General features: G+C 72.3%; 17 protein-coding genes. 5 read left to right on the forward strand and 12 right to left on the reverse strand.

The genetic code is table 11. From position 1 onward, the window contains the following. Positions 1-18: 18 nt before the first annotated feature. From tsaD to tsaB, 3 genes are read right to left on the reverse strand one after another with little or no spacing between them, the layout of a single operon-like run. The gene (tsaD, locus tag ABTZ99_RS14545; RefSeq protein WP_499611579.1) at positions 19-1071 is read right to left on the reverse strand and encodes a tRNA (adenosine(37)-N6)-threonylcarbamoyltransferase complex transferase subunit TsaD; all 1053 of its coding nucleotides are present in this window, start codon (positions 1069-1071) and stop codon (positions 19-21) included. Beyond that, positions 1064-1522 carry a ribosomal protein S18-alanine N-acetyltransferase gene (rimI, locus tag ABTZ99_RS14550; protein WP_498783447.1) on the reverse strand — a complete coding sequence of 153 codons (459 nt, stop codon included), beginning with the start codon at positions 1520-1522 and terminating at the stop codon, positions 1064-1066. Before rimI ends, tsaD begins: the two co-directional genes overlap by 8 nt. Then, the gene (gene tsaB / locus ABTZ99_RS14555; protein ID WP_498783445.1) at positions 1519-2205 is read right to left on the reverse strand and encodes a tRNA (adenosine(37)-N6)-threonylcarbamoyltransferase complex dimerization subunit type 1 TsaB; all 687 of its coding nucleotides are present in this window, start codon (positions 2203-2205) and stop codon (positions 1519-1521) included. Before tsaB ends, rimI begins: the two co-directional genes overlap by 4 nt. 71 nt (positions 2206-2276) lie before the next feature. Here tsaB and ABTZ99_RS14560 point away from each other — a divergent pair, with 71 nt between their 5' ends. The 4 genes from ABTZ99_RS14560 to ABTZ99_RS14575 are packed head-to-tail and all read left to right on the forward strand — an operon-like array spanning position 2277 to position 5584. Beyond that, positions 2277-2648, forward strand: a complete 372-nt coding sequence (locus ABTZ99_RS14560; protein ID WP_498783443.1) for a MerR family transcriptional regulator — start codon at positions 2277-2279, stop codon at positions 2646-2648. Then, the gene (locus ABTZ99_RS14565) at positions 2636-2941 is read left to right on the forward strand and encodes a thioredoxin family protein (RefSeq protein WP_498783441.1); all 306 of its coding nucleotides are present in this window, start codon (positions 2636-2638) and stop codon (positions 2939-2941) included. The genes ABTZ99_RS14560 and ABTZ99_RS14565 overlap by 13 nt, the downstream gene beginning before the upstream one ends. Before the next feature lie 34 nt (positions 2942-2975). Then, positions 2976-4373 (forward strand): acyl-CoA synthetase, encoded by a 1398-nt coding sequence (locus tag ABTZ99_RS14570; protein ID WP_498783516.1) that lies wholly within the window; start codon positions 2976-2978, stop codon positions 4371-4373. Continuing rightward, entirely contained in the window at positions 4370-5584 is a 1215-nt protein-coding gene (locus tag ABTZ99_RS14575) for a carboxyl transferase domain-containing protein (RefSeq protein WP_498783439.1), read from the forward strand. The genes ABTZ99_RS14570 and ABTZ99_RS14575 overlap by 4 nt, the downstream gene beginning before the upstream one ends. Positions 5585-6267: 683 nt before the next feature. Here the strand turns inward: ABTZ99_RS14575 and tsaE are convergent. From tsaE to glmS, 5 genes are all read right to left on the reverse strand, one after another. Further along, complete coding sequence (gene tsaE / locus ABTZ99_RS14580; protein ID WP_498786013.1) at positions 6268-6726, reverse strand: tRNA (adenosine(37)-N6)-threonylcarbamoyltransferase complex ATPase subunit type 1 TsaE; 459 nt, start codon at positions 6724-6726, stop codon at positions 6268-6270. After that, positions 6723-7826 (reverse strand): alpha/beta fold hydrolase, encoded by a 1104-nt coding sequence (locus tag ABTZ99_RS14585; RefSeq protein ID WP_498786015.1) that lies wholly within the window; start codon positions 7824-7826, stop codon positions 6723-6725. The genes tsaE and ABTZ99_RS14585 overlap by 4 nt, the downstream gene beginning before the upstream one ends. After that, a complete protein-coding gene (gene alr, locus ABTZ99_RS14590; protein WP_499611584.1) occupies positions 7823-8935 on the reverse strand; it encodes an alanine racemase in 1113 nt (370 codons plus the stop codon). Before alr ends, ABTZ99_RS14585 begins: the two co-directional genes overlap by 4 nt. A 165-nt stretch (positions 8936-9100) precedes the next feature. Then, positions 9101-10495, reverse strand: coding sequence for an NAD(P)H-hydrate dehydratase (locus tag ABTZ99_RS14595; protein WP_498786018.1), 1395 nt, complete (start codon positions 10493-10495; stop codon positions 9101-9103). Between the two features lie 15 nt (positions 10496-10510). Continuing rightward, the gene (gene glmS, locus ABTZ99_RS14600) at positions 10511-12373 is read right to left on the reverse strand and encodes a glutamine--fructose-6-phosphate transaminase (isomerizing) (protein WP_498786020.1); all 1863 of its coding nucleotides are present in this window, start codon (positions 12371-12373) and stop codon (positions 10511-10513) included. Positions 12374-12507: 134 nt separating this feature from the next. Here glmS and ABTZ99_RS14605 point away from each other — a divergent pair, with 134 nt between their 5' ends. Beyond that, entirely contained in the window at positions 12508-13332 is an 825-nt protein-coding gene (locus tag ABTZ99_RS14605) for a dienelactone hydrolase family protein (RefSeq protein ID WP_499611587.1), read from the forward strand. A 25-nt stretch (positions 13333-13357) separates the two neighbouring features. Here the strand turns inward: ABTZ99_RS14605 and ABTZ99_RS14610 are convergent, their stop codons facing one another. The 4 genes from ABTZ99_RS14610 to ABTZ99_RS14625 all read right to left on the reverse strand — a co-directional run bounded on the left by ABTZ99_RS14610 (position 13358) and on the right by ABTZ99_RS14625 (position 17731). Beyond that, positions 13358-13873, reverse strand: a complete 516-nt coding sequence (locus ABTZ99_RS14610; RefSeq protein ID WP_498786024.1) for a hypothetical protein — start codon at positions 13871-13873, stop codon at positions 13358-13360. 24 nt (positions 13874-13897) lie between these two features. Further along, a complete protein-coding gene (locus tag ABTZ99_RS14615) occupies positions 13898-16804 on the reverse strand; it encodes a hypothetical protein (protein WP_499611590.1) in 2907 nt (968 codons plus the stop codon). Continuing rightward, complete coding sequence (locus ABTZ99_RS14620) at positions 16804-17112, reverse strand: type VII secretion target (RefSeq protein WP_230566521.1); 309 nt, start codon at positions 17110-17112, stop codon at positions 16804-16806. The genes ABTZ99_RS14615 and ABTZ99_RS14620 overlap by 1 nt, the downstream gene beginning before the upstream one ends. Before the next feature lie 127 nt (positions 17113-17239). After that, entirely contained in the window at positions 17240-17731 is a 492-nt protein-coding gene (locus ABTZ99_RS14625; RefSeq protein WP_499611592.1) for a hypothetical protein, read from the reverse strand.

Below are 17731 nucleotides of genomic sequence, written 5' to 3' on the forward strand. Positions count from 1 at the left end.
GTTCGACTCGCGCGCAGGTCAGAGGATCTGGATGGTGCCCACCGGGAGGCCGGGGGTGGTGGAGAGGTCGAGGGTGGAGGGCTTCGCGCCGGCGGCCACCAGGTGGGCGCCGAGGGCGGCGATCATCGCGCCGTTGTCGGTGCACAGCCGGGGGCGCGGGACGCGCAGCTCGATGCCCGCCTCGGCGCAGCGCTCGGCCGCGAGGCCCGACAGTCGGGAGTTCGCCGCCACGCCGCCGGAGATCACCAAGGTGTCCACGGCCAGGTCCTTGCACGCCCGGATCGCCTTGGCGGTCAGCACGTCGGCCACCGCCTCCTGGAACGACGCGGCGACGTCGGCCAGCGGGATCTCCTCGCCCGCGCGTTCCTGCTTCTCGACCCACCGGGCGACGGAGGTCTTCAGGCCGGAGAACGAGAAGTCGTACTTCGAGTCACGCGGCCCGGTCAGCCCGCGCGGGAACGCGATCGCGCAGCCGTTGCCCTGCTTGGCGAGCTTGTCGATCGGCGGACCGCCGGGGTAGGGCAGGTCGAGCAGCCGGGCCACCTTGTCGTAGGCCTCGCCCGCCGCGTCGTCCACGGTCGACCCGATCTCGGTGATCTTCTCCGCCAGGCCCTCGATCAGCAGCAGCTGCGAGTGGCCGCCCGACACCAGCAGCGCCACGCACCGCTTCGGCAGCGGGCCGTGCTGGAGGGTGTCCGCGGCGACGTGCCCCGCGAGGTGGTTGACGCCGTAGAGCGGCTTGTCCAACGCCGCCGCGTACGCCTTCGCCGCCGACACGCCGACCAGCAGGGCGCCCGCGAGCCCGGGACCGGCGGTGACCGCGATGGAGTGCACGTCGCGCAGCTCGATCCCGGCCGTCTCCACGGCACGGCGCATGGTCGGGACCATCGCCTCCAGGTGCGCGCGGGACGCGACCTCGGGCACGACGCCGCCGAAGCGGGCGTGCTCCTCGACGCTGGAGGCGACCTCGTCGGCGAGCAGTTCCATCGACCCGTCCGGGCCGAGCCGGACGATGCCGACGCCGGTCTCGTCGCACGAGCTCTCGATACCGAGGATGAGCCGGTCAGTCACGGTTCGCGGGCCTTCCCATCGTGTACGCGTCGGCGCCCGACGGCTGGTAGTAGCGGCGGCGCACGCCCAGGTGCTCGAAACCGTGCGCCAGGTAGAGGCCGATCGCCGGCGCGTTGTCCGTGCGGACTTCCAGGAACACCGGCAGACCCCGCTCGTCGGCCTGGGCGAGCAGGGCGCGCAGCAGGGTCTTGCCCACGCCGCCGCCCTGGTAGTCGGGCACGACGGCGATGGTGTGCACGCTGGACTCGAAGTCGGTCAGGCCCAGCCCCGCGTAGCCGATCAGCGTCTCGCCGACGTACGCGCCGACGTAGAAGTTGCCGTTGTCGAGCTCGCTGCGGAAGGCGTTCGCGCTCCACGGGTCGTCGCCCGGGAACAGCTGCTCCTCGATCTGCGCGCACCGCACGGCGTCCTGCCTGCGCAGCGGTGCGATCGTGACGGTGCCGGAGCTCACGCCTTGGTCACCCGCTTGCGCCCGACCGGCTCCACGGCGTCGGGACGCCGCAGGTAGAGGGGGGTGAGCGCGGCGGGACGCGCGCCGGCCAGCAGCTCGTCGGCCGCCGCCGCGACCAGGGACACCGGTGACGGGTGGCGCGCCGCGACCACCGGGAGCCCGATCACGTCGGCGTACAGCTCCGCGCCCTCGCCGGCGGCCTCGACCACGGCGGGCAGCACCGCGGCGAGCTTCGCGACCACGTCGGCGGGCCGGTCGACGTGCGGCCCGTCGGTGCGCCGGCCGGCCGCGTCGTAGGCCGCCCAGTACACCTCCTTGCGACGCGCGTCGGTGGCCACGAGCAGCGGTTTGCCGGTGGCGGCGTCCAGCGCGACGGCGTCCGGCGTCGGCACGGGGTAGACGGGCCGGTTGAGCGCCTGGCCGAGGGCGGCGGCGGTGACCAGGCCGACGCGCAGGCCGGTGAACGGCCCCGGTCCCGAGCCGCACACGATCGCGTCGAGGTCGGAGAGCCGGTGACCGGCCTCCTCCAGCGCCGCTTGCAGGTGCGGGGTGAGCAGCTCACCGTGCGCCTTCGCGTTCACCGTCACCCGCTGGGCGAGCAGCCGGGGAGGCGATCCGGGCGTCAGTTCGACGACACCGGCCGTGACGGCGGGGGTCGCGGTGTCCAAGGCGAGCACTAGCACAACTGACAAGGGTATCGGGTGGCGTGCACCACACTTGTGTTGACGTCCACGTCAAGGCGGAGGATCTACGCGTGCGCATCGGAGAACTGGCACGGCGGAGCGGCACGACCACCCGCGCGCTGCGCTACTACGAGTCCCTTGGCCTGCTGACGGCGCGCCGCGCGGCGAACGGCCAGCGGGAGTACGACGAGGACGACCTGAAGCTGGTGCACGAGATCCGGTCGCTCGCCGACATCGGGTTCGCCTTGGAGGACACCCGGCCGTTCGTGCAGTGCCTGCGCGACGGCCACACCACCGGCGACGCCTGCGCGGCGTCCGTCGAGGTGTACCGGCGCAAGGTGGCCGAGCTGGACGACTGCATCACGCGGCTGCAGGCCGTGCGGGACCAGGTGCGCGCGCAACTGCGGGAAGCCGAGCAGAGGAGCAGGCCGTGCGGACGTTGACCGACGACGAGTTCACCGGGGCCGTGGCCGCCGGGAACGTGCTGGTGGAGTTCGGCGCCGACTGGTGCGGGCCGTGCCGGATGCTGGAACCGGTGCTGGACGAGATCGACCGGGAGCGCGGCGACCTGACCGTGGTGAAGGTGGACATGGACGCGAGCCCGCGCACGGCGCGCGACCAGCGGATCATGTCCGCGCCCACGCTCCAGCTCTACCAGGACGGCCGGTTGGTGGCACAGACCGTGGGCGCTCGGCCGAAGATCCACCTGATGGCGTGGCTCGAACCACACTTGTGATGCGGGTGAGGGCCGGGAACATCACTGTATGGAGATGCTGCTGCCGGCCCTGGCCTCGCCGCCGTCCAAGATCGCCCTCCGGTTCCCCGACCGGGAGCTGACGTACGAGCAGTTGGCGCGCGAGGCGCGGGCGGTCGCGGCCGGGTTGGCGGGCAGGCGGCGGGTCGCCGTGTGGGCCCGGTCGACGCCCGAGACCTGCGTGGTGGTCGTCGGCGCACTGCTGGCGGGGGTGCCGGTCGTGCCGCTCAACCCCAAGATCGGGGAACGGGAGCTCGCGCACATCCTCGCCGACAGCGCGCCGGACCTCGTGATCGACGACGAGCTGCCGTCCGGACCGGTGGTCGACCTGCCGGAGCCGGACGGCGAGGCGCCCGCGCTGATCGTCTACACGAGCGGCACGACAGGTCCACCCAAAGGCGTGGTGCTGCCGAGGCGTGCGTTGGCGACGAACCTCGACGCGCTGGCGGCGGCGTGGGCGTGGACCGAGGACGACGTCGTGGTGCACGGCCTGCCGCTGTTCCACGTGCACGGGCTCGGCGTCGGGGTGATCGGGCCGTTGCGGCGCGGCGGGACGGTGCGCCACCTCGGGTCGTTCAGCGTGGCGAAGGCCGCCGAGGCGTTGGGCGACGGCGGCACGATGCTGTTCGGCGTGCCGACCATGTACCACCGGATCGCGGCCGAGCCCGAGCACGCCGAGGCGTTCGGGAAGGCCCGGTTGCTGGTGTCCGGTTCGGCCGCGCTGCCCGCGTCGGTGCACGAGCGCATCGAGCGGCTGACCGGCCGGCGGGTGGTCGAGCGGTACGGGATGACCGAGACGTTGATGAACACCAGCGTGCGGGCGGACGGCGACCGGCGGCCCGGCACGGTGGGGTTGCCGTTGGACGGGGTCGAGCTGCGGGTCGTGGGCGGTGAGCCCGGCGGCGGGTCGGGTGGTCAGTCGGGTGATCAAGCGGGTGGTCAAGCGGGTGGTCACGCAAGTGATGAGCCGGGCGAGATCGAGGTGCGCGGGCCGAACCTGTTCCTGGAGTACCTGAACCGGCCGGACGCCACGCGCGAGGCGTTCCGCGACGGTTGGTTCCGCACCGGTGATTTGGCCGTGGTCGAGCCGGACGGGTACGTGCGGATCGTCGGCCGGCGCGCCACGGACCTGATCAAGAGCGGTGGCTACAAGATCGGTGCGGGCGAGATCGAGAACGCGCTGCTGGAGCACCCGTCGGTGGCCGAGGTGGCGGTGACGGGCGAGCCGGACGACGACCTGGGTGAGCGAGTGGTGGCGTGGGTCGTGGCGAACGGCGAGCCGCCCGCTCCGGAGGTGTTGAGCGATCACGTGGCCCGGCTGCTGTCGCCGCACAAGCGGCCGAGGGTGGTCCGGTACGTGGACGCGCTGCCGCGCAACGACATGGGCAAGGTGCTGAAGCGGGAGCTGCGGTGAACCCCCTCGGCTGGCCGGGCTACGAGGCCCAGCTCGACCGGGCGCGGGAACGGTCCGGTGGCGTCGAGTCGGTGTCGTGGCGACGGCGGCCGCGCTCGGTGGAGATCACCTTCGACTTCCGGTTCCTCGGTGGTTCGATCGGCACGGCCGCCGGCGCGTTGATCGAGGAGGCGTTCACCGAGGCGCGGCAGGCGTGGCTGCCCGTGGTGTCCCGGATCGCCACCGGTGGGAGCCGGATGCAGGAGGGGATGCTGTCGTTGCGGCAGCTCCAGCGCGTGGCGCGGCTGTGCGCCGTGCACCGGGAGGCCGGTCTGCCGCACGTGTCCGTGCTGCGCGACCCGACCACCGGTGGGCTGTGGGCGTCGCTCGGCGCGGGGGCGGACGTCGTGATCGGGGTGTCCGGCGCGCAGGTGGGGTTCGCGGGCAGCCGGGTGCGCCCGTCGGACGACCCCGCTTACACGGCGGAGGGCCAGTTCGCGGCGGGCACGGTCGATCTCGTGGTGGAGCCCGAGGACGTCGACGCGACCGTGGCCAAGATCCTCTCCCTGATCACGCGCGGTGACGCCGTGCCTGCCGAGGTGCCGCGCGCTCTTGGTGCTCAAGAGCTGCCCGTGGACGGGTGGAGCGCGGTGCTTCGGGCGCGCGCGGCGGACCGTCCCCGTGCTGCGGCTTACCTCGACGACTACTTCGACTCCCGGATGCCGATCAGCGGCGATCGGGCGGGTGGCGTGGACGCCGGGATGCTGTGCGGCATCGGGCGGCGGGGCGAGCGGGCGATCGCGTTCGCCGCGCAGACCGGCACGGCCAACACCCCGGCCGGTTTCCGCACCGCGGCTCGGCTCGTGCGGCTCGCTTCGCGGTTCGCGCTCCCTGTGCTGACTTTGGTGGACACTCCGGGCGCGGCCAACGACGCGGCGGCCGAACGGGCCGGCGTCGGCGCGGCGATCGCGGAACTGTTCGCCGCCGTTGCGGAAACGCGGGTGCCGATCACGACTTTGGTCATCGGGGAAGGCGGTTCCGGTGGGGCGTTGGCGCTGTCGTCGCCGGAGCACACGTGGATCACGCCGGACGCCTATTTCTCGGTCATCGCGCCGGAACTGGCTGCGGCGATCCTGAAGCGCGACGACGTGCAAACGCTTGCCGACGACTTGCGGTTGCGGCCACAGGACTTGGTGGAGCTCGGGGTGGTGCGCGGCATCTCGGAACGTTGAGCACCGGGTTGGTGGGTCGCCGAGCCTTAAAAGCATTAAAGATTAAAAGCGTCCTCGCCGGACGGGCAGATCAGCAGGATGACCCCTGGTACGGCGGTCAAGCGCCGGGTCCGTCGTGGGTCCGGGCTCCGTGTCATCCCACCGACCTCCCTCCGGGCTACCACACGTATCAAGGGGGCAGCCATCAGCGCACCACCGGGCAAAGGACGCACAGCCCCCTTGACACGCGCGGTAGGGCAAAGCCAGGTCGGCGGGATGACACGAACCCCTCGCTTGGGAAAGCGAAAGCCGACACCCGGCCCATAGCGACACCGCTCCACACGACCAGCGCCGGACCCGCCGCTCCCGTCCACTGACCGGGTTCCTCTCTCAAAGGAGGGCTTCGTGTCATCCCGCCGACCTGGCAGAGCCCTACCGCACGTGTCAAGGGGGCACATCCCCACCCAACAGGAAACACTAGGCCGGAACCGCCCCCTTGACGCGTGTGGTAGCCCGGAGGGAGGTCGGTGGGATGACACGAAACCCGGACCCACAACGGACCCGCAACACCACCACCCAACCAAGAGTCATCCTGCTGATCTGCCCGTCCGGCGAGGACATGCTTTTAAGGCTCTTGATCTCTTGGGCCGGCCCTCGAACGCAATAAAATCCTGGGAGAGCTGAGGAGAGCCAAGGAGAGCTGATCAGACGGGAAGTTCGCGGTCGGCCCAAGCACCGTGTGGGTGAAGGTGCGCGATGCGCACGTCGTCGTCCCGGCGTTCCAGCCTGATCAACAAGTGGTCCTCGGACAGTCGCTCCGCCGCGCCCTCGCCCCACTCCACCGCCACCACGGCGTCCACCAAGTCCGTGTCCAGGTCGAGGTCGTCCAACTCGTCCAGGTGACCCCCGAGCCGGTAAGCGTCCACGTGCACCAACGGCACGCCGCGACCATCGGGAGCGGGGTCGTGGACGCGGGCGATCACGAAGGTCGGCGAGCTGACCCGGCCCGTCACGCCGAGGCCGTCGGCGAGGCCGCGCACCAAGGCGGTCTTGCCCGCGCCCAACGGCCCGGACAGCAGCACCAGGTCACCACCTCGCACGAGACCACCCAGCTTGCGCCCGAACTCCTCGGTGTCCTGCACCTCGGGGAGCGTCACGCTCACGCTCGTCGCCACCACCGTCGCCTGCTTTCCGACCGTTCGGCGGCACTGCGCCGAACCAATCCGACCAGGTGCCCGGTGACCAGGTCGGGTTGTTCCAACATGAGCATGTGGCCCGCCCCGGACACGCGGACCAGTTCGCCGTGCGGCATCTCCTCGGCCATCCGCTCGGCGTGCGAGAACGGCGTCAGCTTGTCCGCGTCGCCGCTGATGACGAGCACCTCGCAGTGCCGGAGACCGGCCAGCGCCTTGTAGCGGTTGTGGGTGCCGAGGGTTTCCAGGAACTCGGTGAGCACCTGCACCGTGGCACCGTTGATCATCTGCTCCATCAGGTCGACCAACGACGGGCTGACCTTGCCGTTGCCGAACGCCAGCGCGCGGATCCCGCTCCACGTCAGCGTGGACGCCCTGCGCCTGACCCACTCGACCAGGCCCGGCTGCAGGCCCGCGAGCCTGCCGACGCCCAGCGTCACGGGGTTGTAGCGGGACAGCACGGACTTCGGCAGTCCCGCGCCGCCGACCGCGCCCGCCGCCGTGCCGACGAGCGCCACGCCGCGCACCCGGTCGGCGAACAGCTCGGGCCGCTGCTCGGCCAACGCCATGATCGTCATGCCGCCCATGGAGTGGCCGACCAGCACCAGCGGGCCGTCGGGGGCCATCGAGCGGATCACCGCGTCGAGGTCCTTGGCGCACTGGTCGATCGTGCTGCCCTCGACCGTGGACCGACCGGAACGGCCGTGGCTGCGCTGGTCGTACAGGATCTGGCGCACGCGTGGCTCGGCGAGCGTGGCCAGGTCACGGCGCTGGAAGTGCCAGCAGCGGCGGTCGAGGGCGAAGCCGTGCACGAGGACGACGGTGACGTCGGGCTTCCCGCCGTCCTCCGGGTCGACCTCCTCGACCGACAGCGGCACGCCGTCGTCGGCCGCGACGGTGGACTCGCGGGTCGGGGTGAGGCGGCCGAGCGGTTCGTCGGCGAGCGGGTCGTCGGCCTGGCGGTCGTTCGAGACCTTCTTCTGGTTCGCGGCCACGCCCACCGCGACACCGGTCGCGGCGGCGCCGAGGATGCCGCCGGCCCAGCCGACGGCCTTCCACACCGTGTTCACGGGCGTGTCCCGACATACGTCCGGGTGACGCGCGGCCGGTACATGCCGGTGACGATCTCGTAGTCGATGGTGCCGGTGGTGTCGGCCCACTCGCGGGCGGTCGGCTCGCCCTTGGCGCCGGATCCGAACAGCACGACCTCGTCCCCCTCCGCCACCGCGTCGTCGCCGCAGTCGACCACGACCTGGTCCATGCAGACGCGGCCGACGATCGGGCGACGGCGTCCGGCCAGCCAGACGTCCATCCGGTTCGACAGGCTGCGCGGCACGCCGTCGCCGTAACCGACCGGCACCAGGGCCAGGTTCGTTTCCTTCACCGCGGTCCAGCTCAGACCGTAGGACACCGATTCACCGGCGGGGATGCGCTTGGCCAGCGCGACCGCGGACCGGAACGTCATCACGGGGCGCAGGTCGGCGGGCACGGGCACCGGGTTGAGGCCGTAGATCGCGATGCCCGGGCGGACCAGGTCCAGGTGGAGGTCGGGGCGGGTGATGAGGGCCGCGGAGTTGGCGATGTGGCGGCGCGGGTCGAGGCCGGCGGCGAGCGCTTCGCGGTAGGCGTCGTCGAAGCGCTCGGCCTGGGCGTCGGTGCCGCGGTGGCCGATCTCGTCGGCGACGGCCAGGTGTGACCAGATCGAGTGAACTTCGACGTTGTGGGTCTTGGCGGCGCGTTCGACCAGCTCGGACCAGTGGGTGGCCGGGCAGCCGTTGCGGGACAGGCCGGTGTCGATCTTGAGGTGGACGCGGGCGGTCTTGCCCGCCTTGTCGGCCGCCGCCGAGATCTCCTCCAGCTGGGTGAGGGAGGAGGCGGACAGGTCGACGTCCTGCTCGATGCCGGGCGAGTAGTCGGTGCCGTGGGGGTCGAGCCAGGCCAGGATCGGCACGGTGAGCCCGGCCGCGCGCAGCGCCAGGGCTTCGGCCAGGGAGCAGGAGCCGAGCCACGTCGCGCCCGCCTCGACCGCCGCTCTGGCCACCTCCGCGGCGCCGTGCCCGTACCCGTCGGCCTTGACGACGGCCATCGTGTCGGCGTGGGGCGCGAGGGCGTCGAGGTGGGCGACGTTGTGCCGGAGGTTGTCGAGGTCGATCACGACCTCAGCGCGAGGAGCAGCCATAACGCCGTTCATGGTGACACAGCCCCGACCGCCGCGAACGCGCGAGTCGAACCTCCGGGCCCCGCGTGTCGAACACCCGGGTCCCCCGAATTCCACGCTCGGGACGGGACGCCGGCGTCGCGAGCGTCGATTTCACGGGTCCTGCACGTTCGACACGCGCGGTGGTCAGGTGGGGCGGATGGTGCGGATGGCGTCGGGGATGGCGTGCAGCAGTGAGGTGGCGGGGATCGGGGCACCGGCGGCGGCCAGGTCGGCGGCCAGGACGTGGACCTTGGCGGCGCAGCCCGCCGCCAGCACCGGGTCGAGGCCGGCGGCCAGGAGGGAGCCCAGCAGGCCCGACAGGACGTCGCCGGAACCCGCCGTCGCGGCCCACGACGAACGGGCGCGGTTGACCAGGACGCGGCCGTCGGGGCCGGCGATCACGGTGGCGTGACCCTTCAGCAGCACGACCGCGTTGTACCGCTCCGCCGCCTTCCGCGCGGCCGTCACGCGGTCGTCGCCGACGGGCCCGGCCAGCCGCTCGTACTCGCGGTCGTGCGGCGTCAGGACCAGCGGGGTGTCGGGGTCGCGGGCGTCCCACAGGTCCGGGTTGTTGGCCAGCATGGTGATCGCGTCGGCGTCCGCGCACACGGGCACGCCGGCCTCCAGGACCGTCCGCAGGACCGCCTCAGCGCCCAACCCGGTGCCCAGACCCGGCCCGACGACCCACGCCTGCACCCGGCCCGCGTCCGTGATCGACCCCGTGCACACGGCCTCCGGCCACCGCGCCCGAACGCCCTCGACCGCCGCACCGGCATACCTGACCAGGCCGGACGTCGACAGCAGCGCCGCACCGGTGGCCAGCACCGCCGCCCCGGGGTACGTCGCCGAACCGGCCGCGACCCCCGTCACGCCCTGCGTGTACTTGTCGTCCTCCGGCCCCGGCACCGGCCACGCCCCGCCGACGTCGGCGACGTCCAGCTCGACCAGGTCCGGCCCGTGCAGCTCGCCGCCCAGCCCGATGTCGACCAGCCGCACGTCACCGCAGTCGGCCAGCGCGTGCACCGGCTTGAGGCAGCCGAACGTCACGGTCGTGTGCGCGCGCACGGCGGGCCCGGAGATCGCGCCCGTGTCGGGGTCCACGCCGCTGGGCAGGTCGACCGACAGCACGGGGGCGTCCAGGTGCGCGACGTGCTCGGCCGCGTCCGGGCGCAGCGGGCCGCGGGCCGAGAGGCCCACGATGCCGTCGATCACCAGGTCGACGTCGCGCAGTTCCGGGACCACCCGGCCGCCGACGCGGCGGAACGCGGCCAAGCCCTCGGCGTGCACACGATCAGGTGTCAGCAGGACGGCGGACACGGCCACGCCGCGCTTGCGGAGGTAGTAGCCCGCCCACAGCGCGTCGCCACCGTTGTTGCCCGCGCCGACGAGCAGCCCGACCCGCCGCTTGCCCGCCAGCAGCTCCGCCGCGACGACCGCGACGCCGAACGCCGCCCGGCGCATCAGCGAGCCCGGCGGCACGACCGCCATGACCCGTTCTTCCGCCGCCCTGACCCGATCCGTCGTCCACAGACCCCGCATGGGGCCAAGCCTGCCCTACTCGACCGTGACGGACTTGGCGAGGTTGCGCGGCTTGTCCACGTCGTAGCCGCGGCTGCGGGCGATCTCCGCGGCCAGCACCTGCAACGGCACCGTGGAGATCAACGGCTGCAGCAGCGTCGGCACCGCCGGGATCTCGATCAGGTGATCCGCGAACGGCCGCACCGTCTCGTCGCCCTCTTCGGCGATCACGATCGTGCGCGCACCCCGTGCCTGGATCTCCGAGATGTTCGACACCAGCTTCGAGTGCAGCACCGCCCGGCCCTTGGGCGAGGGCATGACCACGACCACCGGCAGGCCCTCCTCGATCAGCGCGATCGGGCCGTGCTTCAGCTCGCCCGCCGCGAAGCCCTCGGCGTGCATGTAGGCCAGTTCCTTGAGCTTCAGCGCGCCTTCGAGCGCCACCGGGTAGCCGACGTGCCTGCCGAGGAACAGCACGGCCTTCGAGTCGGCCAGCTCGCGGCCGAGCGCGCGGACCTGGTCGATGGTGCCCAGCACCTTCTGCACCGCGTCCGCCATGGCCTCCAGCTGGTGGAACTCCTGGGCCACCTCGTCGGGGTACTTCGTGCCGCGCGCCTGCGCCAGGGCCAGACCGACCAGGTAGTTCGCCGCGATCTGGGCGAGGAACGCCTTGGTCGACGCGACACCGATCTCCGGGCCCGCGTGCGTGTAGAGCACGGCGTCGGACTCGCGCGGGATCTGCGCGCCGTTGGTGTTGCAGACCGCCAGCACGCGAGCCTTCTGCGACCGCGCGTGACGGACGGCCTCCAACGTGTCGGCGGTTTCACCTGACTGGGAGACGGCGACGACGAGCGTGTCGCGGTCCAGCACGGGGTCGCGGTAGCGGAACTCGCTGGCCAGCTCGACCTCGACGGGCAGCCGCGTCCAGTGCTCGATGGCGTACTTGGCGACCAGGCCGGAGTGGTAGGCCGAGCCGCAGGCGACGACGAAGACCTTGTCCACGTCCCGCAGGTCCTGGTCGGAGAGGCGCTGCTCGTCGAGCACGACCCGGCCGTCGCGGAAGTGGCCGCGCAGCGTGTTGGCCAGCGCTTCCGGCTGCTCCTCGATCTCCTTGAGCATGAAGTACTCGTGGCCGCCCTTCTCGGCGGCCGAGAGGTCCCAGTTGACCGTGAACGGCTTGGCCTGCGCGTCGGCGCCGTCGAAGTCGGTGACGCGGTAGCCGTCGCGGTCGATCACGACGAGCTGGTCCTGGCCCAGCTCCACGGCCTCGCGGGTGTGCTCGATGAACGCGGACACGTCGCTCGCGACGAACGTCTCCCCCTCGCCGACGCCCACCACCAGCGGCGACGACCGGCGGGCCGCGACGACCACGTCCGGGTGGTCGGCGTGCGTGACGACGAGCGTGAACGCGCCTTCGAGGCGGCGGACCACCGTGCGGACGCTCGCCACCAGGTCGCCCTTGGTGTCGCCCTCGTCGTACGCGCGGGCGATGAGGTGCGCGGTGGTCTCGGTGTCGGTGTCGCTGGCCATCTCGACGCCGACGGCCTCGAGCTCGGCGCGCAGGGCGGCGAAGTTCTCGATGATGCCGTTGTGGACGACGGCGACGCGGCCCGTGACGTCGCAGTGCGGGTGGGAGTTGCGGTCGATCGGCGCGCCGTGGGTGGCCCAGCGGGTGTGGCCCATGCCCGCGGTGCCGGTGAAGGCGTCGCGGCCGACCTCGTCCAGCCGTGCCTCCAGGTTCGTCAGGCGGCCGGCCTTGCGCTCGACGGCCAGCCCGCCGTCACCGTCGAGGACGGCGACGCCCGCCGAGTCGTAGCCCCGGTACTCCAGCCGCCGCAGCCCGTCGAGCACGACGTCCAGCGCCGACCTGTGTCCCACATATCCCACGATTCCGCACACGAGGCACAGCGTAACTAGACCAGGGCCGTCGTCCGAAAGGGCCACTTCACCGCGTTTGCGCAGGTCACACCGTCGATTGGTGTAGACCAATCGGAACGTGCGCGCCGTCACCTCGATCGACTACCGTTCGCGGGGTGAGCGGCTACTCGGCGAAGCAGGTGCTCGACCAGCTCAGCAGGCCCGGTGAGCACCCCGTGCTGCGCGGCGACCTCGCGCTGGTCGGGCTTCCGGGCGTGGTCTACACGCCCTCGGTCGGGCTGGGACTGCCCGCGGTGGCCTTCGGGCACGGCTGGTTGCAGCCGGTCAACCGCTACCGGGCGCTGCTGCGGCACCTGGCGTCCTGGGGTTTCGTGGCCGCCGCGCCGGGCACGCAGCGCGGGCCGCTGATGTCGTCGCGGCTGATGGCCGGGAACCTGCGCACGGCGCTCGACGTGTGCACCGGCGTGCGGCTGGGCGACGGCGGGATCAGCGTGGACGCGTCACGGCTGGCGGTCGCCGGTCACTCCATGGGTGGCGGCGCGGCGGTGCTCGCGGCGGCGGACGACCCGCGCGTGCGGGCGGTCGTGACGTTGGCCGCGTCCGAGACCCGGCCGTCGGCGCTGGACGCGGCCCGGCGGGTCGCCGTGCCCGGGTTGCACCTGGCCGGCGGGGAGGACCGCATCGCCCCGCCGGTCGGGCACGCGGAGGCGATCGCGGAGGCGTGGCAGGGGCCGGTGCAGCTGCGGTCGTTGCCGAAGGCCAGCCACCTGGGGTTCGCCGAGGGGCGGCACTGGAGCGAGCTGCTGCTCGACGGCAAGGGCGAGCGGGCGGCGCAGAAGCTGGCCAGGGCGCTGATGACGGCGTTCCTGCTGCGGACGCTCAAGGGCGAGAAGAAGTGGGACGCGTTGCTGGACGGCGACGTGAAGGGCGCCGTGCTGACCTTCCAGCGCGGACCGCTGGACCGGCTGCCAACGCGATGAGCTCCGCCGGAGCGGGGCTCATCGGTCACGTCAACCAGCTCTGACCACCGAAGTCGTCGTCATCGTCCACCTGCCGCGCGGGACGGCGCGGCGGCGCGGGCGGCCGGGCCGGCTGCACCGGCGGCGGCGGGGGAACCGGCGGGCCGCTCGGGGTGCGCCCCCACGGGTTGCGGTTCGCGGGCTCCGGGCCGCGCAGGAACGAGTCGCCGGGCGCCTGGGCCGCCGCGTTCGCGGCACGCGCCCGTTCCAGCGCGGCCAGCTCGTCGGCGATCTCGTCCGGCGCCGCGTCGTCGTCGGCCGGGCCGAAGGCGTACTCCTTCGGCTTGTTCCGGTTCGCCGCCGCCTCGCGCTTGGCCTCCGCCATCTCGCGCAGGCGGGCGACCAGCTTCTTCTCCTTCTCGACGAACTTCTGGTGGCTCTCCTTGGTCGCCTTGTCCGATTCCTCGAACTTGCGCGCGGCCAACTCCATCCGTGCCGAGTGCTCGGACTTGATGCCTTCGAGCCGTCGCTTGACGGTCTCCAGCGAGTCGAAGTCAGACACCAACCCTCCCCCCGTCCGAGCCGATCACCGGCGGTCTTCGCCCAGCAGGCCGCCCAGGCGCTGCATGCTCACGTCGTCGTCGTCGAACAACGACCCGGTGGTGCGCCACTGGCCGGAACTGCTGCTGCGCTCGGTGTCACCGCCACCCTGCTGCTGGCCACCGCCCGCCATGCCTCCGCCCATCATCCCGCCGCCCATCATGCCCCCGCCCGCGGGGGAGCCGGCGGGCTGGCCCGTGGCGCCCTCCTGCATGGTCGGCAGGGTCGCCGAACCGGGCTGGGCCGCGTGGGAGGCGTTGGTGTCGGCGAGACCGCCCTGGTCCGAGGAGGGCGGCGGGCTGCTCCACGGGTTGTCGTGGCTGCCGCTCGGACCGCCGAGCACGGAGTCCGCGCCGTTGAAGCCCGATCCGCCACCGAGGACCGACGCGCCGGAGGTCGAGGTGGTGCCGGCGGAGTCCGCGGCCGGCGACGGGAAGCCCGCGCCGAAGTTCTGGCCGGGGTTCTGGCCGCCGCCCTGGCCGAAGCCCTGATCGAACGACGGGCCGGGCGCAGGCTGGGTGAAGACGGGCTCGGTGAAGCCGCCCGGCACGGCCGAGGGAGCGGTGAAGCCCGGCGCCGACGGCGGCCCGGTGAAGCCGGGCTGGGCGGCCGGGGGTTCGGTGAAGCCGGGCTGGGCCGCGACGGGCTCGGTGAAGCCGGGGCCGCCACCGCCGAAACCGGGACCACCACCGACGCCCGCGGGCGACCCGCCCTCGGCAGGCATCGGACCGAAGTCCGCCGGACCGCCGAAACCAGGCGCGCCACCACCGACGCCGACACCCGCGGGCGACCCGCCCTCGGCAGGCATCGGGCCGAAGTCGGCCGGACCGCCGAACGACCCGCCACCGAACGACCCGCCACCGACCGCCGCGCCGCCGAACGACGCGCCGTCCGCGCCGACCTGGGCGGTGCCGACCATCGACTCCGCGATCGCGGGTTCCGCCCGACCCAGGTCACCCGGCAGGTCTTCCGGCCGGGAGCCCGCGGGCTCGTCCTCGCCGAACTCGACGCCGTACTGCTCGGGCGAGCCGTCGCCGTTGTCGACCGAGAGGTTGATCTCACCGGTCAGCGGGTCGACCTCGGCCGTGATCGCGAGGCCGTCCAGCTCGATCAGCGCCTTGCCGTCCGCGCCCGCCTGCACCGGCGTGACGTCGCCGGGCGCGCCGGTGCCGCCCGCGCCGACCGGGGCGCCGGGGGTCGCGCCGCCCGCCGCCACCGGCGTGGCGCCGCTCAGCGCGCTCGCCAGGGCCGCGCCGCCGTTCTGGCCCATCAGGGCCTTCGCCGCGTCCGGGTTCGCGCTGAAGTCGACCTGGTAGCTCTTCGGCTCGCTGGTCGGCGTGTCGACGGTGATCAGCACCTGGCCCTGCGCGTCCGGCTCGGTGATCTTGATCTCGCTGTCGCCGCTCTTGATGGTGACGGTCTCCGGCGCTTCCTCGTCCGACTTGAGGCCGTCGGGCTTGCCGTCGCCGTCGAGGTCCGTGTCCGGCTTGCCGTCGCCGTCGAGATCGGTGTCCGGCTTGCCGTCGCCGTCCAGGTCGCCGGGCACGTCGGGCTTGCCGTCGCCGTCCTTGTCGAGCGGGTTCTCCACCTTCGGGATCTCCGGCGTGCCGCCACCGCCAGGGGTGCCACCGCCGCCACCGGGCGTGCCGCCGCCACCGCCGGGGGTGCCGCCACCGCCGCCGGGCTGGTCGGACCCGCCCGTGCCCGGCTTGTCACCCGGCTTGTCGGCGGGCTGCTCCTCCTTGGCCGGCTCGAACGGCTTGGTGTTGAACGCGTCGATCTGCTTGCCCAGTTCTTCCCAGGCCTTGTCGACCGATTCCTTGGTGGTCTTGCAGATGTTGTCGAACAGTTCCCACTTGCCGTTGACGTCGTTGTGGAAGGTGCCCTGGAGCCACTCGCGCGACTTCTTCCGGACCTCTTCCTTCCACACGTCCTCGTCGCACGCCTCGTCGTTGATCTCGAAGTTCACGAAGCCGGCCACGCGGCGCAGCAGTGCCTCGTCGTCGCTGGTCGCGCCCTGCACGACCTGCTCGACCTGCGCCGGGCTCACGCCCGCGATGTCGTAAGGGCTCTGGACGCCTTCCAGGATCGTCCGCGCCTTGGCGTTCACCAGACCGGACACCGTGTGGCACGCGGCCCGCGTGACCTCCGCGATGTGGTCGATGGCGTCGGCGTGCGTGGACGCCTTCTTCGACATGTCCGAGACGAACTGGCGGGAGTTGTCCGCCGCGGTGCCGGTCCAGTTCGCCCAGACCTTGCCCATCGACCGCTCGGCGTCCGCCTGCCGGTTGCGGGTGTCGGTGGCGACCTGGCGCAGCTCGACGATGTCGATGTCGATCTTGTGGAAGTCGATGTCGCGCTGCTCGTCGTAGCGCTTGCGCAGGTTGTCGACCGAGGTGTCGACCTTGGTGCCGACGCCGATGATGCTCTTGGCCTTCTCATAGGCCGGCAGGAAGTTCTCGAAGTACTTCAGCCCCGGCGCGCCCGCGTCGAGCAGCTCGTTGGAGTTCGCCACGCCCGCGCCGCCGTCGGACGCGCGCTGCTCGGACGCGGCCAGCGCGTCCTGCCCCGCCTGCTTCTTCTCGTTGTGCTCCTGGGTCTTCTGAGCACCTTCGTCGTAGGACTTCTTGGCCTGGTCGTACGCGTTGTTCAGCCGGTCTTCCGAGCTGTCCGACCACGGCATCGAGTTGGAGAACGACTGGCCGAAGCCGTCGCCCCACGACACGTCGTAGTCGTCGAGGTACTCTTCGAGCTCGTCGTTGTGCGTGCCGCCGAGGATGTTCCCCTCGGCGTCGGCGACGTAGTACGCCTCGAGCAGCGCCTTCTTCTGATCGTGCGGGACCGAGGGGTCGTCGACGATCTTCTTGACTTCTTCCCAGGACGGAGTCGCCATCACTTGTTCCCGGTGTTGTTGAACGTGTCGGCGTTGCCCTGGTCGGACCAGTCGTAGCCGTTGGCCGATTCGCGGAGCTTGTCGGCGACGCCGCGCATGGCGGTCGCGTGCGCCGTGATCGCCTCGGCGATCTTCGGCAGGCCGGCGAGGTAGCGGGAGCCGCCCGCGGTGTGCTCGCGGCCGAAGTCCTTGGCCGTGACCGCGCTGGACGTGACCTTGGTCTTGTACTCCTCGATGTCACCCGCGACGCCTTGGATGGTCGTCGCGGAAGCCATCAACTCGCCCGCGTTCGCCTGGTAACCCGACATGCGCTGGTGCCTCCCCTTCGTCCCCGTTCAGACGCGACGGTGCCGTTCCGGGTTCCGACCAAGGATCGCAGCCCGGGTGGGCGGACTCGCCCGGATCGGCGAAGTCCATTGCCTTCGCGAACCTGCCTCAGCCCTGCGGTGGCGGCGTGCCGTCCGACGGCGGGCCGGGCGGGTAGGGGCCCTGCGGCGGCTGGCCGTGCGGCGGCTGGCCCGGGCCGGGTTGGCCGTGGCCCGGCTGTCCCGGCTGCCCGTACGGCGGCTGACCCGGCCCGGGTTGGCCGTAGCCCGGTTGCCCCGGCGGCTGACCCGGTCCGGGCTGGCCATAACCCGGCTGACCGGGCCCCGGCTGGCCGTAACCAGGCTGGCCCGGCCCCGGCTGGCCGTAGCCGGGCTGTCCCGGTGGCGGGCCGTAGCCCGGTTGTCCCTGGCCGTAGCCCTGGGGTGGGCCGTAGCCCGGCTGCCCCTGGGGCGGGCCGTAGCCGGGTGGCGGGTAGCCGCCGGGTTGGTGCGGGTGGCCGGGTTGCCGGCTGCGCTTCTTCGTGGTGACCACGATCAGGACCACCACCCCGACGACGAGCACCAGGAAGATGATGATCAGCTCGATCGGTCCGATGTTCAT

Source organism: Actinosynnema sp. NPDC002837, from assembly GCF_040295345.1.
GTDB lineage: Bacteria > Actinomycetota > Actinomycetes > Mycobacteriales > Pseudonocardiaceae > Actinosynnema.